Raw genomic sequence first — 14,558 nt, 5'->3', positions numbered from 1 at the left:
CTATCCAGTGGGGCAGGAACCGTCGGCGCAGCCCGGCGCGGTGTAGGTCCACCCCCGGTGCGGGTCGTACGTCCAGCCGTCCCCCTGCCGGTAGACCCCGCCGCCCCACCGCCCGGCGCCCCACTGCGCCCCGCGCCACTTCGCGGCGGCGAGCACGGCGCCCCGGGCGAGGCGGGCCCCGGCCGGGGTGTTCAACCGGTGCGCCAGGGGCCGCTGTTCGCGCAGGGCCCACAGGGTGACGATCCAGGCCGCGGCACCCTGGTAGACCTGCCCGGAGTCGCCGACGACGGTGACCTCGTCGAGGGTGGCGCGGTGGTCGAGCCCGGGAAAGCGCCGCCGGGCCTCTTCGGAGGACGCCGGTACCAGCTCCAGGGGCACCAACTGCGGCTGCCGTACGAGCCAGTCGCGCACGAAGGTGCACAGGGCGCAGTCGGCGTCGTAGAGGACGGTGAGCCCGTGGACCGGGACGCGCGAGGCGTCCCGGTCCTGGGTCCCGCCGACGGCCGGGGCCACCCCCGTCACGCCCCGGCCGTCGGCGGGACCCACCCCTGCGGCGCGATGGGCGGCACCTGCTCCCGCTCCATGACCCCGCGCCGCCGGATCTTGTTCAGCACGAACACGTTCCCCAGGTGCATCACCCCGAGCACCAGCAGCACCACGCCCACCTTCTTCGACAGGGCCTCGAAGATGCCCCGGGTGTCGTCGATGGTGCCGTCGCCGCTGAGGTACAGGGCGACGAACCCGAGGTTGACGAGATAGAAGCCCACCACCAGGAGGTGGTTCACGGCCTCCGCGAGTTTCTCGTTCCCCTGGAGGACGTCGGCGAGGAAGATCCGCCCGTTGCGGCTGAGCGTGCGGGCCACCCAGACGGTGAGTCCGATGCTGACGATCAGATAGATGACGTAGGCGATGACCGTGCGGTCCATGCGCCTCCCCCTTCTTGAACACGTTCAAAAGTGCCGACAGGAAGAACTGTAGGAGCATTTTTGAACGTGTTCAACTCGGCTGCGCTGGGACCTGCGTCACACCCGCCGCGCCAACTCCGGCCGCTTCGAGTAGTCGGTGAACCCGATGACGTTGCCCCAGGGGTCGGCGATCTCGACGGTCCATCCGGTGGCCACGGAGAACGGTGCGTCGAGGAGGTCGATTCCGGCGGCGCTGAGGTGCTGGGCGGCCTTGCGGGCGTCCGGCACCTCCAGCCACACGCGCGGCGCGGGCCAGGGGGGCGGCCGGTGCCCCAGCCCGTCTTCCTGCCGCAGGAGAACCCCGGGCGTCTCGCCGCCGACCTTCAGGATCGCGATACCGGCCTCGTCGAGCCGGAACCCGACGGTGAATCCGGCGCGTTCGTAGAAGGGGACGGCTTCGGTGAGGTCCCCTACGGGGAGGAGGAGGTTGTCGAAGCCGAGCAGTTCGTACGACTCTTCATCTGACATTCCGTCAGATTAGAGTGGCGGAGCGGGGAAAGTGCTCGACCGTCCGGCAGGGCGGGGGATGTGCACTCGTTGAGGCGAGGGGCGCACGAGAAAGGCCCCGCTCCTTGACGGACGCTGTTGGCCGGATCCCGTCAGCGGGCCTGGGCAGGCTTGTACACCTGAGAAAGTGTGACGCTTTCGCGAGAAGTGTCACACTTTTCCGGGGGTACCAGGTCGCACCGGATTCGCCCACGGCATCCTTGACGTCGGCGTGGCCCGACAGGCGCGGCTACCTCGGGGCGGGCATCGACCAGGCCGGCTCAATGCACCCCGACACCGATTTCGACACCGTGCGCCAGGTCCTCGGGCGGGGACGGGAGGGGAAGTTCTCCTGGCCAGGGAAGTGCTGACCGTCTGCCGGGTTGAGCCCGGGTTCGAGGAAGATCCCCTTGTCGTCCGCGACTACGAACCGGTGCGCGAGGGCAAGGTCCACGTCGTCGCGCCGGATCGCTGCTCCGGGGGCCCGGTACGGCTCCTCGACTTCGACGGTCAGCGAGCGCGGGCGGCGGCGGAAGCGGACGTGCTGTGGCGTGCGTGGGCGGAGCTGCCCTCGGGGTTTCCGCCCGCCCGCAGCCTGGACGACCTGATCGCTGAGCATCCCGAGGCCACGGTTCGGCACGCGGGACTCGCGTGGCAGCGGTATGCGGCCCAGCCGTTGGTGCGTGCGGTCTTGGACGATGCCGACCTGCTCGCCCGCTTCGGACAGCGGGCCGTGGGGGAGTTCGGTGTCGGCCGCGACCGGTTTCTGCGCCGCAAGGCCGATGAGGCGTTGGTCCGTGACGCACTGCTGACGCTCGACGGGAGTTGGGTCACCCCGGTGTCCCGGCGAGACGACGACTACGTTTCCTTCTTCAACACGTATGTCGACGAACTGGCCCCGGACACCGTGCTGGTGAACATCACCTACCACTCCTGACGCGAAGGCTTCTGGCCATGGATATCAGGGCGCCGAGTTGGTGGGTGCCGGTGGTGAGGATGGTTTCCGCGGGGTCGTCGGATTCGCGGAGGAGGATCGTTCCGGTGGGGGCGGTGGCGACGTAGACGCAGGAGGAGGCCTCCTCGCTGTAGGTGGACTTCTGCCAGAGGGGTTCGGTCACGGGGGGTCTCTCAGGTGTCTTGGGCGATGCGGTGGATGAGGTCGCGGGATGCGTCGGGTTCGAGGGTGACCTGCTCCATGCGGTCCAGGATCAGTCGGTACTTGGTCAACTGTGCGGCAGCGTCGATGAGTTCGCTGCCGTGCGCGGCGTCGAGCTGCGCCGTGTCGAGGGCGGGCACCGGCCCGTGGGCGTAGTCCAGGCCATGGCCGACGGTGGGGAACACGGTGCCGTCGAAGGGGATCACCCGGAGCGTGACGTGTGGCTGTTCGCTCGTCTTGGCGAGATGGTCCAGTTGGGCGCGAGCCACTTCGCCGCCGCCGAACCGCATACGCAGCGCGGCCTCGTGGATGATCGCCGTGTACTGCGGCGGCTGCGCCCGGTGCAGGATGGCCTGGCGCTTGATGCGGTGCGAGATGCGGTACTCGATCTCGTGCGGGCGGAGCGTCGGGACGGCCTGGCGGAAGAGGGTCCGGGCGTGCTCCGGCGTCTGGAGCAGCCCGGGGATGTTGATGACCTGGGCCACGCGTAGCGCGACGCAGTGGTGCTCCATCTCCGCGACGTCCAGAAAGCGGGGCGGGAGTGTGTCCCGGTACTCCTCCCACCAGCCGCGCTCGCGGTGCGCCGTCATGTCCACGAGCGCGTCGATCAGGGCTTCGTCGGTGCAGTCGTAGTTCTGGGCGAGGGTGCGGACCCGTTGTTCGCTGAGGCCGAAGCGACCCGTCTCGATGTTGCTGATGCGTGCCTGGTTGGCGCCGAGCATCTCGCCCGCCGCGCGAGCGGTGAGGCCCGCGTGCTCCCGCAGTTTCCGCAGCTCGGCGCCCAGGCGGAGCTGACGTGCCGTGGGTGTCTGCCGTGGTGGCATGCTCTTCCGCTCCCTCGTCCCGTGGTCACCCACACGAGTGGACCGTCGGATGTATTCGCAGGTTTCGTAGAAACTATTCTACGCGCACCGTTACGGTGAGTTCCGAACCGCTCAACTCCCCCCTCCGTAGGAGGCGTTCATGGTCACCGTATCCCCGCCAACGTGGGCGTACGCCCTCCAACTGCCCCACGATCCCCGCGCCGCACGCATCGCCCGCGCCACCGTCCGTGCCGTACTCGCCGGGCACGGTATGGATCAACTGGCCGACCCCGCCGAACTGTTGGTCTCCGAACTCGTCACCAACGCCTACCGCCACGCGGGCGGCACCGCCACCCTCCGCCTGCGGTGCCTCGACTCCCGGCGCCTGCGTGTGAGTGTCTGGGACGCCAACCCGGACATCCCGCCGCCTTTCGACAAGCGGTCCGGTCCCCTTCGTTCGGTTCCGGTCGATGCCGATGGCGGGCGGGGGCTGTTTCTCGTCCGTCACTACGCCGTGGCGTGGGGCGGGTATCCGCTCGGGGACGATCTCTTCGGGATGGGCGGGAAGCTGCTGTGGTGCGAGTTGGCGGCGGCCTGAGCCTCAATCGCCCTTCGGCTGACCGGCCTTGAGGATCTCCGCCACGTCAAGGGTGACCTTCGCGCCGAGGGTGTCGGGGAGGGTGACGAGTTCGCCGGGGGCGTGGACGCGGTGGTTGGTATATGCGCCCTCCGCCGGGTCCGTCAGGACGTGGAGGCGCTGGTGTTTGCGGTCGACGATGACGTAGACCGGGACCCTGGCCTGGGCGTAGGCGGTGACCTTGGTGCGGAGGTCGGCGGGCCAGTTGCTGGAAGTGACCTCCAGGACAAGGCGGAAGACCACGGGGGCGTAGCAGTTGTTCTCCACGAGGTGGTCGTCGACGTCGGCTTCGACGATGCTGAGATCGGGGATCGCGTAGTCCTCGGGGTCGTCCGGCAGCCAGACGCCGATGCTCCGGTGAACCTCGGTCCCGTCCTCATCGAGACCGGCGGCCTCGAAGGCGTGAGTCACCTTCTTCAGCACCCTCGTATGAGCGATGTCAGGACGGGGCGTCGCCAGCATCTGGCCTCCGATGATCTCGACGAGGACGCCCGGAAGGCGACGCATGAGGCTGTTCGCCGCCTCGATCTGCGACATGCCATTCATCATCACGTGCCTCCCGCTGGGCTGTTGTCGAGAGCATCTTCGTAGGCCGAAGGGTTCCAGGAGCCCTGAACCGCACGCTTCACCCGATCGTGGCCCCGCACGCCCGAGGGCCCCGTTCCGGAACAGGAACGGGGCCCTCACAGCCGTACAGGAAACAACCTCAGAAGCGCCGCGTGATCAGCGCCCGCTTCACTTCCTGGATCGCCTTCGTGACCTCGATGCCGCGCGGGCACGCGTCCGTGCAGTTGAAGGTCGTGCGGCAACGCCACACGCCGTCGCGGTCGTTGAGGATCTCCAGGCGCTGCTCGCCCGCGTCGTCACGGCTGTCGAAGATGAAGCGGTGCGCGTTGACGATGGCGGCCGGGCCGAAGTACTGGCCGTCGTTCCAGAAGACCGGGCACGAGGACGTGCAGGCCGCGCACAGGATGCACTTCGTCGTGTCGTCGAAGCGCTCGCGGTCCTCCGCCGACTGGAGGCGTTCCCGGGTCGGCTCGTTCGTGTCGTGGTTGATCAGGAACGGCATCACGTCCCGGTACGCCTGGAAGAACGGGTCCATGTCGACGACCAGATCCTTCAGGACCGTCAGACCCTTGATCGGCTCGACCGTGATCGGCTTCTCGGGGCTGAGGTCCTTGATCAGGGTCTTGCAGGCGAGACGGTTCTTGCCGTTGATCCGCATCGCGTCCGAACCGCAGATGCCGTGGGCACAGGAACGGCGGAAGGTGAGGGTGCCGTCCAGTTCCCACTTGATCTTGTGGAGGCCGTCGAGGACGCGCTCCTTGGGGTCGATCTCCAGCTGGAAGTCCTCCCAGACCGCTTCCGCCGAGACCTCGGAGTTGAAGCGGCGGATCCGGAAGGTGACCGTGATGTAGGGGGAGTCGGCGAAGCCGGGCTCGGGCTGGCCGGCCGCTTCCGCCTTGTCCAGAACAGGGGTAGCCATCAGTACTTACGCTCCATCGGCTGGTAGCGGGTCTGGACGACCGGCTTGTAGTCGAGACGGATGGACTCGGTGCCGTCGTCGCCGACCTCGCGGTACGCCATGGTGTGGCGCATGAAGTTGACGTCGTCGCGGTTCGGGTAGTCCTCGCGGTAGTGACCGCCGCGGGACTCCTTGCGGGCGAGCGCCGAGACCGCCATGACCTCGGCGAGGTCGAGCAGGTTGCCCAGCTCGATGGCCTCGAGGAGGTCCGTGTTGAACCGGCGGCCCTTGTCCTGGATCGAGACGTTGCGGTAGCGCTCGCGCAGCTCCGCGATCTTCTCGACCGCCGTCTTGATCGTCTGCTCGGTGCGGAACACCATGACGTTCGCGTCCATGCACTCCTGCAGCTCGCGGCGGATGACCGCCACGCGCTCGGTGCCCGTGGAGTTGCGCAGGTGCTCGACCTGGTCGATGACCTGCTGCGCGGGGTCCTCGGGCAGCTCGACGTAGGACGCCTTCTGCGAGTACTCCGCCGCCGCGATGCCGGCCCGGCGCCCGAACACGTTGATGTCCAGGAGGGAGTTGGTGCCGAGGCGGTTGGCGCCGTGCACGGAGACACAGGCGACCTCGCCGGCCGCGTACAGGCCCGGGACGACGGTGGTGTTGTCGGTGAGGACCTCACCCTCGACGTTCGTCGGGATGCCGCCCATCGCGTAGTGCGCGGTGGGCTGGATCGGGATCGGGTCCGTGTACGGCTCGATACCGAGGTAGGTGCGCGCGAACTCCGTGATGTCCGGGAGCTTGGCGTCGAGCTGCTCCGGCGGGAGGTGCGTGAGGTCGAGGTAGACGTGGTCGCCCTCGGGACCGCAGCCGCGGCCCTCACGGATCTCCGTGTAGATGGAGCGGGACACGACGTCACGGGACGCGAGGTCCTTCATGACCGGCGCGTACTTCTCCATGAAGCGCTCGCCGTCCTTGTTGCGGAGGATGCCGCCCTCACCGCGGGCGCCCTCCGTCAGCAGGATGCCCATGCGCCAGATGCCGGTCGGGTGGAACTGGAAGAACTCCATGTCCTCCAGCGGCAGCCCGCGGCGGTACACCGCGGCCTGGCCGTCACCGGTCAGGGTGTGCGCGTTCGACGTCACCTTGAAGAACTTGCCGCAGCCACCGGACGCGTAGATCACGGCCTTCGCCTGGAAGACGTGGATCTCGCCGGTCGCCAGCTCGTACGCGACCACGCCGACCGACGTCTTCACGCCGTCGACGTCGGCGATCAGCTGGTCGAGGACGTAGAACTCGTTGAAGAACTCCACACCCTCCTTCACGCAGTTCTGGTACAGCGTCTGGAGGATCATGTGGCCGGTGCGGTCGGCCGCGTAGCAGGACCGGCGGACCGGGGCCTCGCCGTGGTTGCGGCTGTGACCGCCGAAGCGGCGCTGGTCGATCGTCCCGTCGGGCGTGCGGTTGAACGGCAGGCCCATCTTCTCCAGGTCGAGGACCGAGTCGATGGCCTCCTTCGCCAGGATCTCGGCGGCGTCCTGGTCGACCAGGTAGTCGCCGCCCTTGATCGTGTCGAAGGTGTGCCACTCCCAGTTGTCCTCCTCCACGTTGGCGAGCGCGGCGGCCATACCGCCCTGCGCGGCGCCCGTGTGGGAGCGGGTGGGGTAGAGCTTCGTCAGGACCGCGGTGCGGCTGCGCTTCGTCGACTCGATCGCGGCGCGCATACCGGCGCCGCCGGCGCCGACGATGACGGTGTCGTACTTGTGGATCTTCATCAGGAAATTCCTCAGCCCCGTTGCCTAACGGATGTTCGGGTCGAAGGTGAAGATCACCAGCGTGCCCAGCAGGATGGTGAACACCGTGGCGGTGTAGAGCAGGCCCTTGAGCCACAGCCGGGTGTTCGCGCGCTCCGCGTAGTCGTTGATGACCGTGCGCAGGCCGTTGGCGCCGTGCAGCATCGCGAGCCAGAGCATCAGGAGGTCCCAGACCTGCCAGAACGGCGAGGCCCAGCGGCCGGCCACGAAGGCGAAGCCGATCTTGGAGACACCGCCGTCCAGCACGAGCTGGATCAGCAGGTGGCCGAGGACCAGGACGACCAGCACGACGCCGGACAGGCGCATGAAGAGCCAGCCGTACATCTCGAAGTTGCCCCGGGTCGACTTCGGGGTCTTCTTGGTGCGCTGGCGGGGGGCCTCGATGAGGGGCGCGGGGTTGTCCACGTTGTAGAGGGACTCGCCCTCGACCGGGCCGATGCCGGAAGCGGTGGATTCGGTGGTGGCCATGGGTGTCAGCTCCCGAACAGTTCACGAGCGGCGTGGCCGAGCACGGGGTAGATCGCCCCGAGCATGAGCACGACCCACAGGCCGACCACGGACCAGAGCATCTGCTTCTGGTAGCGCGGGCCCTTCGACCAGAAGTCGACGGCGATGACGCGCAGGCCGTTGAGGGCGTGGAACAGGATGGCGGCGACGAGGCCGTACTCCAGCAGTCCCACGATCGGCGTCTTGTAGGTGGCTACGACCTTGTCGTAGTCCTCGGGGGAGACACGCACGAGAGCGGTGTCCAGCACGTGTACGAACAGGAAGAAGAAGATGAGGACGCCGGTGACTCGATGAGCCACCCAGGACCACATTCCTTCCCGGCCGCGGTACAGCGTTCCAGCCGGCACGGAAGAACCCTCCGGGAGCGGGGATTTAGGGCCGCGCCGGCTTCTCTGTCGGTCGGGCCCGGCCGGGTACGGTCCTCCGGCCCTCCGCATCGTATCCAGCCGTTGACGCCGGTCTTACGGCGGGCCTGCCTGTGTGATCAAACTGGCACGCAAAGGTGCACGTACGGGCTAGCGGTGGGCGGGTTTGTGTGGATTGCCGGGTGCGGCGCCGTCGTGGCTGGTCGCGCAGTTCCCCGCGCCCCTAAAAGGAAAAGACATCGAGTAGCCGCCCTCTTGCAAGGCGCCGCAACTCTTCCGCCACCACTACCCGCTCCTCCTCCGGGTCGTTCGTCAGGCGGGAACGGATGCCTGCCAGTACGTGGTCGAGGACCTCGTCCGGGGCGATGCCGTCCGCGCAGATGACGAACACGTGGCCGAAGCGGGCCTCGTACGCAGCGTGGGCCGCGTCCAGGGCCATGTGGGCGGCCTCGTACGTGTCGTCCGGCAGGACCGGAAGCGACTCGCCCGCCAGGGCCTCCGCCAGGTCACCCGCCGTCAGGTCGTACGACGCCTCGTCGGACGCCGCGAGTAGGGCGTCGAGGTCGGGGTAGGGGCGGTGGTCGGTGAGGCGGCGGGACCAGTGGAGGCTGTGGAGGCAGGTGAGGAGGGTGCGGCGGGCGTCCTCGGGGGGCGCGGCGTTGAACCCCGCCAGCGAGTTCGGGGACGGCGAGGTGCGGGACTGCTCGGGCAGCGCCGGTATGGCCACTCGGCCGGGGAGGTGGGGGAGGCGGTGCGCAGGCAGGGTGGATCCTCGTGTCACGGACGATGCGGCAGGGGATGCGGTGCTGAAGAGTGAGAAGTGCGTCACCACGTTATCGGGAGTGGTCATGAGGTGTCCGACAGATGCCCGAATTTCACCCGGACGGGAGAGTTTCGGAACGCGTGGTGGACACCCACGATCCACCCGGGGCCGTAGGTTGGCGCCGTGAGCCAGCACAGGCGCCGCTCGTCGGCGAAGCAGGTGAAGCCGTCGAAGCCGTTGAGGCAGCGGCGGGGGCTGATCGCGGTCGCCGCGGCCACCGTGGTGGTCGGGGGCGGGGTGGGCCTCGGGCTGTGGGCCGCGTCCGCGGACGAGGGGGGTTCCGGGGGTGCGGCGGTCGGGTCCGCCGACGAGACCTCCGCCGCCTCGCGCGGCGCGGCCTCCCGTTCCGCGTCCCCGACGCCGAAGCCGAGTCCGACCCGGTCGTATCCCTTGTCGCAGGCGCCCCGCACCATTCCCGCCGTGCGTTCCCACACCCCCGCGCGCGGTCCCGGCTGGCGGCCCGTCAAGGGGAACCGGGTCGTCGTCGAGGACGCCGATCTCGTCGACGAGGGCCGGCTGATCGCCGGTGAGCTGGGGCTGACGTACGGCGGCGAGGCGAGTGACGTGCGCGCCGGGGACGTACGGCTGGCGCTGAACGACGACGAGGGCGCGAACCCGGAGTCGTACGCGATGACCGTGCGCGGTGGGCGGGTCAACATCAGCGGGCCCTCGGACGCGGGGGTGTTCTACGGGACGCGCACCCTCAAGCAGGAAGTGCACGGGGGCGGTACGGCGCCGGAGGGTGTCGTGCACGACCAGCCGGCCAAGCCGCGGCGCGGGTTCATGCTGGACATCGCGCGCAAGCCGTTCACCGCGGCCTGGATCGAGGACCGGGTACGGGAGTTGGGCGACCTCAAGTTCAACGAACTGGGGCTGCACTTCTCCGACGACCAGGGTTTCCGGATCGAGTCCACGACCCACCCCGAGGTCGTGTCGAAGGACCACCTGACCAAGGCGCAGGTCAAGCAGATCGTCGCCCTCGCGGCCAGCCGGCACATCACCGTCGTGCCCGAGATCGACTCCCCGGGGCACCTCGGCGCGGTGCTCGCCGCTCACCCGGATCTGCAGCTGCGGAACGTGTCGGGTGTCGCCACGCGCGGTGCGATCGACATCTCCAAGGACGCGTCCGCCGCGATCGTGGACGAACTCCTCGACGAGTACGCCGGGTTGTTCCCCGGCGACCAGTGGCACCTCGGCGGCGACGAGTACCAGGCGCTGACCGTCGCCAACCCCCAGGCGTCCTTCCCCCAGTTGGCGGCCGAGGCCGTGAAGGCCTACGGCTCCGGCGGCACCGTCGCCGACCTCACCACCGGCTGGCTCAACGACCGCGCCGACACCGTCCGCAACCACGACCGCACGATGCGGGTGTGGAACGACGGCTTCCTCAAGGGGACTTCGGTGGCCGCGGCCAAGGACCTCCAGGTCGCGTACTGGACGGGCAAGGAGATCGGCGCCCGGCAGCCCGTCGCGTATCTGAGCGCGGGGCGCAAGCTCCTCAACTACAACGACGAGTACCTCTATTACGTCCTCGGCGAGCCGCAGACCTTCGTCTATCCGACGGGGCGGCGGATCTACGAACAGTGGACCCCGCGCGTACTGCGCGGCACGACGGCGGTTCCGGCGAAGTACGACTCCCAGATCCTCGGCGGGTCGTTCGCGGTCTGGTGCGACCTCGCCAACTCGCAGACGCAGAACCAGGTCGCGGCCGGAATTCGTATGCCGCTGCGCGCGACGGTCCAGAAACTCTGGGACCCGGGGACGCCCGCACTGACCTGGACGCAGTTCAAGTCCCTTGCGGACAAGGTGGGTTGAGCGGGGACCGGGCGGCGGGTCGGGCGAGGGCCGAGCGGGCGGTCGGCGCGGCTGGACGGGCAGGGGCCAGGGAACGTATGTTCCCCTCTCTTTTCTCTTTCCGCTCGCACTCGGGGGTCGTTTCACCATGTCCGTTCCCATGCCCACGCCCAGACCCGCGCCCGGTCCCTATCTGCGCTCGCCCATCGGGCTCGGCCGGGCCGCCGTCGCACTGCTCGGCCTCGTCATCGCCGTCGACCTGTTCGCCGTCTACGCCGATCTCGTCCTCTACGACGTGACGGGCGACCTCATGGACGGCGCGTCCGCCGGTGCGGCCGCCGGGAGGCTGGACGACGCGAACTCGCTCAACACGGTGGCCGGTGGCATCCAGTCGGGCGCGCTGATCGCGTGCGCCGTCGTGTACCTGTGCTGGTTCGTGCGGGTGCGGGCCAACGCCGGGGTGTTCGCACCCGACGCGCAGAGCATGAAGCCCGGGTGGGCGATAGGCGGGTGGTTCGTCCCGTTCGTGAACCTCTGGTACCCGCGCCGGATCACCCGTGACATCTGGGACGCCAGCAGCCCGCTGGGCGCCCGCAGGTCGTATCTGCTGGTCAACGCGTGGTGGACGCTGTGGCTCCTGTCGCTCGTCGGCGACCGGGTGGGCTCCGCGCAGTCCGCGGACGCCGACACGGTGGACGGGACCCACGCCGGTGCCTACGCGTTGATGATCTCCGACGCCCTCGACATCGCGGCCGCGGCGCTGGCGATCGCGCTGGTGCTGCGGCTGACCCGGATGCAGCACGCGAAGGCGCTGGCGGGGCCGGGCGTCCCGGGCGGGGTCTGAGGGATCCCGTTCAGTTGGCCGAAAACCTCTTCTTCCCTTTTCTCTGCCTGCTCGGGGGTGTCCCGTGTGACACTCCCGGGGTGGGGCGTGCCGTCAGGGGAAATGCGGGCTCCATAGGGGAGGGGCCCCGCTGAGGGAGGTCTGGATGAGTCTGGTGGAACTGATCGCGCAGGCCGACGAACGCGCGCTGGCTGCCAGTGGACTGGCTTGTTTGGATCGGTGCGTGCCGCTGCTGGGCGGTGACGACGAGGTGCTGCGCCCGCTGTGGACCAGCCTCGCCGACCCGGCCGCGGGGGAGACGTGGGGCGAGTGCCTGGAGCGGGCCCGCGCCAAGTTGCCCGGGCTCTTCGAGGAACCCGGTGAGGAAGCCGGCGAGGACCAAGCCGTGCGGCTCGCCCGCGCGATGCTCGCGACCGCGCCGGCCGATCCGGTGGGCGCTCCGCTGCGGGAGTGGGCCGACGCCTGTTCGGTAGCCGCGCTGCGGATCCACCGGCTCCTGGAGGTCATGGCCCCCGCCGGCGAGGTGGACGGCGCCGGCGACATCGACTCCCGCCGTGAAGGTCGTACGGAAGGAATGTCACCCCTCGTCGCCGCCGAACTGCGCCGCCAGATCACCGTCCTCGAACTCCTCGCCGGAACCGGCTCGGGCGGACTGCGCCAGGTGCTCGCGGTGTCGACGGAGGGGCGCCGGGTGCTGCGCGCGGTGGTCTCGCGGCGGGCGCGCGGCCGGAGTTGACGGCGAGGTCTGTGACCGTTGTGCGGCGAGGGTGGGTCGGTCCTGCGCCGGTCCGTGGAAATGTCCGGATCGGGGTGCCGGAACACCCTCCCACCATGCTTCTCCTGGTGCGATGACGCATGTGACGACGGTTCGAGAGACCAGGCCCTCCGCCGCCGCCCGGCCCGTGCGGTGGGCGGCGGACGCGGTGGCGACGATGCGCGAGGGGGCCCGGGTGCGGCTCGACTACTCGGCGCGGAGCCTGTGGCGGGTCGACCGGACGATCGAGGAGATACGGCGGGACGGGGCGCCGTACGCCGCCGTCGAGAGCGAGTTGCGCGGGTTCGGGGCGTATGCCGGTGAGGTGATCGCGCGGCAGACCGGTGGCGAGTGGTGGGCGACCGGGGGCGAGCACTGGCTGCGTACTCCCGAGGGGCGGCTGTGGGACCCCATCGACGAGGCCCGGCGGTGTTTCGGCGGGCACGGGTCGCTGCGGCTGCTGTGCCGGGACGCGGTGAACGGCGTTCGCCGGTAAGGGAGTTCGGTGCCGAGCATCAAGCGCCCCGCACCCGGCACGCAGTGGGGCCCGGTCGGCAAAATCGACGTAATAAGAGACGCCACCGTTCCCAAAGGATGGCGTGCGGGAGGACGATGAGGACGTTCGCCGGACCCGGGGAGGATCCATGGCCGAGAACCGTCGTTGGTGGGCGCTGGTCGTCATCGCGCTCGCGCAGTTGATGGTCGTCCTCGACATGACCATCGTCAACATCGCACTGCCGTCCGCCCAGACCGACCTCGGCATGTCGGACGGGAACCGGCAGTGGGTCATCACCGCCTACACCCTCGCGTTCGGCGGGCTGTTGCTCCTCGGGGGCCGGATCGCGGACCTCGCCGGGCGCAAGAACACCTTCATGATCGGGCTGATCGGCTTCGCCGCCGCGTCCGCGCTCGGCGGTGCAGCCGCCAACCAGGGCATGCTCTTCGGCGCCCGGGCGCTGCAAGGAGTCTTCGCCGCCCTGCTGGCCCCCTCCGCGCTGTCGCTGCTCACGACGACGTTCACCGACCCGAAGGACCGCAGCAAGGCCTTCGGTGTGTTCGGCGCGATCGTCGGCGCGGGCGCGGCAGTCGGGCTCCTGGCGGGCGGCTTCCTCACCCAGTATCTGGACTGGCGCTGGTGCCTCTACGTCAATGTCCCCATCGCGCTGGTCGCGTTCGCCGGTGCCTGGGTCCTGCTCAGCGACAGCTCCCGGCACCCGGACGCCCACCTCGACATACCCGGCGCGCTCCTCGGCTCCCTCGGCATGCTCACGCTGGTCTACGGCTTCTCCGAGGCGGAGTCGAGGAGTTGGGGCGACGGACTGGTCCTGACCCTGCTCGCCGCCGGGGTCGTCCTGCTCGGCGCCTTCGGGTTCTGGCAGACGCGGGCGAAGGTTCCGCTGCTGCCGATGTCGGTGGTGAAGGACCGTCAGCGGGTCGGGGCCTTCCTGACCATCCTGTTCGTCACCATCGGCATGTTCGGTGTGTTCCTCTTCCTCACCTACTACATGCAGCGCGTCCTCGGATACTCGCCGGTCAAGACGGGCGTCGCCTATCTCCCCATCACCGTCGGCATGATCACCGGCTCGACCCAGGTCGCGGCCCGGCTGCTGCACCGGGTCCCGCCGCGCACCCTGATGGTCCCCGGTCTCCTGATCGCGGCGGGCGCGCTCGCGCTGATCGCCCAGGTCGGCGTGGAGCCCGCGTACGCCACGTACATCCTGCCCGGCATGCTGATGCTCGGCCTCGGCATGGGTACGGCGATGATGACCTCGGTCTCCCTGGCCACCGGCGGTGTCGCACCCCGCGACTCGGGCGCGGCCTCCGCGACCTTCAACACCGCCCAGCAGGTGGGCGGTTCGATCGGTACGGCCCTCCTCAACACGATCGCCGCCACGGTCACCACCCGCTACGCGACCGCCCACGCGGGCCCCGGCGTGAACCGGAAACTCCTGGAGGCGAAGGCCGCCGTGCACGGCTTCAACGTCGCCACCTGGTGGGCGATGGCATCGATCCTGCTGGCCGCCCTCATTGCCGGGGTCCTGGTGAACGCGGACCGGGTGCCCACCGTGGGCGCGGTGGCGAAGGAGACCCCGCAGCAGCCGGTGGAGACCTCCATCTAGACCTACGGCCTCCATGGCCTCGCAGTCC

General features: G+C 69.3%; 18 protein-coding genes. 7 read left to right on the top strand and 11 right to left on the bottom strand.

Annotated features, from left to right (window positions below; genetic code table 11):
• The 3 genes from OG504_RS21775 to OG504_RS21765 form a co-directional block, all read right to left on the bottom strand.
• Positions 1-522 (bottom strand): thiol-disulfide oxidoreductase DCC family protein, encoded by a 522-nt coding sequence (locus OG504_RS21775; protein ID WP_405991335.1) that lies wholly within the window; start codon positions 520-522, stop codon positions 1-3.
• Positions 519-926, bottom strand: a complete 408-nt coding sequence (locus OG504_RS21770; protein ID WP_033280152.1) for a hypothetical protein — start codon at positions 924-926, stop codon at positions 519-521. Before OG504_RS21770 ends, OG504_RS21775 begins: the two co-directional genes overlap by 4 nt.
• 96 nt (positions 927-1,022) lie before the next feature.
• A complete protein-coding gene (locus tag OG504_RS21765) occupies positions 1,023-1,433 on the bottom strand; it encodes a VOC family protein (protein WP_405991334.1) in 411 nt (136 codons plus the stop codon).
• A 382-nt stretch (positions 1,434-1,815) separates the two neighbouring features.
• Between OG504_RS21765 and OG504_RS21760 the strand changes: the two genes are divergently transcribed.
• A complete protein-coding gene (locus OG504_RS21760) occupies positions 1,816-2,388 on the top strand; it encodes a hypothetical protein (RefSeq protein ID WP_405991333.1) in 573 nt (190 codons plus the stop codon).
• Here the strand turns inward: OG504_RS21760 and OG504_RS21755 are convergent.
• Positions 2,372-2,569, bottom strand: a complete 198-nt coding sequence (locus tag OG504_RS21755) for a DUF397 domain-containing protein (RefSeq protein WP_405991332.1) — start codon at positions 2,567-2,569, stop codon at positions 2,372-2,374. The two genes, OG504_RS21760 and OG504_RS21755, sit on opposite strands and share 17 nt — an antisense overlap.
• 10 nt (positions 2,570-2,579) lie before the next feature.
• On the bottom strand, positions 2,580-3,431 hold the full coding sequence (locus tag OG504_RS21750) for a helix-turn-helix domain-containing protein (RefSeq protein WP_405991331.1): 852 nt from the start codon (positions 3,429-3,431) through the stop codon (positions 2,580-2,582).
• Between the two features lie 139 nt (positions 3,432-3,570).
• Here OG504_RS21750 and OG504_RS21745 point away from each other — a divergent pair, with 139 nt between their 5' ends.
• Positions 3,571-4,008, top strand: a complete 438-nt coding sequence (locus OG504_RS21745; protein ID WP_405991330.1) for an ATP-binding protein — start codon at positions 3,571-3,573, stop codon at positions 4,006-4,008.
• A 3-nt stretch (positions 4,009-4,011) separates the two neighbouring features.
• Here OG504_RS21745 and OG504_RS21740 read toward each other — a convergent pair whose 3' ends face one another.
• The 6 genes from OG504_RS21740 to OG504_RS21715 form a co-directional block, all read right to left on the bottom strand.
• Positions 4,012-4,584 carry a Uma2 family endonuclease gene (locus OG504_RS21740; RefSeq protein WP_405991329.1) on the bottom strand — a complete coding sequence of 191 codons (573 nt, stop codon included), beginning with the start codon at positions 4,582-4,584 and terminating at the stop codon, positions 4,012-4,014.
• 169 nt (positions 4,585-4,753) lie between these two features.
• Positions 4,754-5,533 (bottom strand): succinate dehydrogenase iron-sulfur subunit, encoded by a 780-nt coding sequence (locus tag OG504_RS21735; protein WP_405991328.1) that lies wholly within the window; start codon positions 5,531-5,533, stop codon positions 4,754-4,756.
• Complete coding sequence (gene sdhA, locus OG504_RS21730) at positions 5,533-7,287, bottom strand: succinate dehydrogenase flavoprotein subunit (protein WP_399115044.1); 1,755 nt, start codon at positions 7,285-7,287, stop codon at positions 5,533-5,535. Before sdhA ends, OG504_RS21735 begins: the two co-directional genes overlap by 1 nt.
• 24 nt (positions 7,288-7,311) lie before the next feature.
• A complete protein-coding gene (locus OG504_RS21725) occupies positions 7,312-7,794 on the bottom strand; it encodes a succinate dehydrogenase hydrophobic membrane anchor subunit (RefSeq protein ID WP_405991327.1) in 483 nt (160 codons plus the stop codon).
• Between the two features lie 5 nt (positions 7,795-7,799).
• Positions 7,800-8,180, bottom strand: a complete 381-nt coding sequence (gene sdhC, locus OG504_RS21720) for a succinate dehydrogenase, cytochrome b556 subunit (RefSeq protein ID WP_079660228.1) — start codon at positions 8,178-8,180, stop codon at positions 7,800-7,802.
• A gap of 241 nt (positions 8,181-8,421) precedes the next feature.
• The gene (locus tag OG504_RS21715; protein ID WP_405991326.1) at positions 8,422-8,979 is read right to left on the bottom strand and encodes a 2-oxo-4-hydroxy-4-carboxy-5-ureidoimidazoline decarboxylase; all 558 of its coding nucleotides are present in this window, start codon (positions 8,977-8,979) and stop codon (positions 8,422-8,424) included.
• A 219-nt stretch (positions 8,980-9,198) separates the two neighbouring features.
• Between OG504_RS21715 and OG504_RS21710 the strand changes: the two genes are divergently transcribed.
• The 5 genes from OG504_RS21710 to OG504_RS21690 all read left to right on the top strand — a co-directional run bounded on the left by OG504_RS21710 (position 9,199) and on the right by OG504_RS21690 (position 14,530).
• Positions 9,199-10,833 (top strand): beta-N-acetylhexosaminidase, encoded by a 1,635-nt coding sequence (locus OG504_RS21710; RefSeq protein WP_405996397.1) that lies wholly within the window; start codon positions 9,199-9,201, stop codon positions 10,831-10,833.
• A gap of 139 nt (positions 10,834-10,972) precedes the next feature.
• On the top strand, positions 10,973-11,656 hold the full coding sequence (locus tag OG504_RS21705) for a DUF4328 domain-containing protein (RefSeq protein WP_405991325.1): 684 nt from the start codon (positions 10,973-10,975) through the stop codon (positions 11,654-11,656).
• 145 nt (positions 11,657-11,801) lie between these two features.
• Positions 11,802-12,392, top strand: coding sequence for a hypothetical protein (locus OG504_RS21700; protein ID WP_405991324.1), 591 nt, complete (start codon positions 11,802-11,804; stop codon positions 12,390-12,392).
• Between the two features lie 112 nt (positions 12,393-12,504).
• A complete protein-coding gene (locus OG504_RS21695; protein ID WP_405991323.1) occupies positions 12,505-12,906 on the top strand; it encodes a hypothetical protein in 402 nt (133 codons plus the stop codon).
• 148 nt (positions 12,907-13,054) lie between these two features.
• The gene (locus OG504_RS21690; RefSeq protein WP_405991322.1) at positions 13,055-14,530 is read left to right on the top strand and encodes an MFS transporter; all 1,476 of its coding nucleotides are present in this window, start codon (positions 13,055-13,057) and stop codon (positions 14,528-14,530) included.
• Positions 14,531-14,558: the final 28 nt, after the last annotated feature.

The sequence above is a fragment of the Streptomyces sp. NBC_00986 genome (assembly GCF_045162565.1).
Lineage (GTDB): Bacteria > Actinomycetota > Actinomycetes > Streptomycetales > Streptomycetaceae > Streptomyces.
The sequence above is the reverse complement of the archived record's forward strand: the minus strand, read 5'-3'. Positions and strand labels throughout refer to the sequence as shown.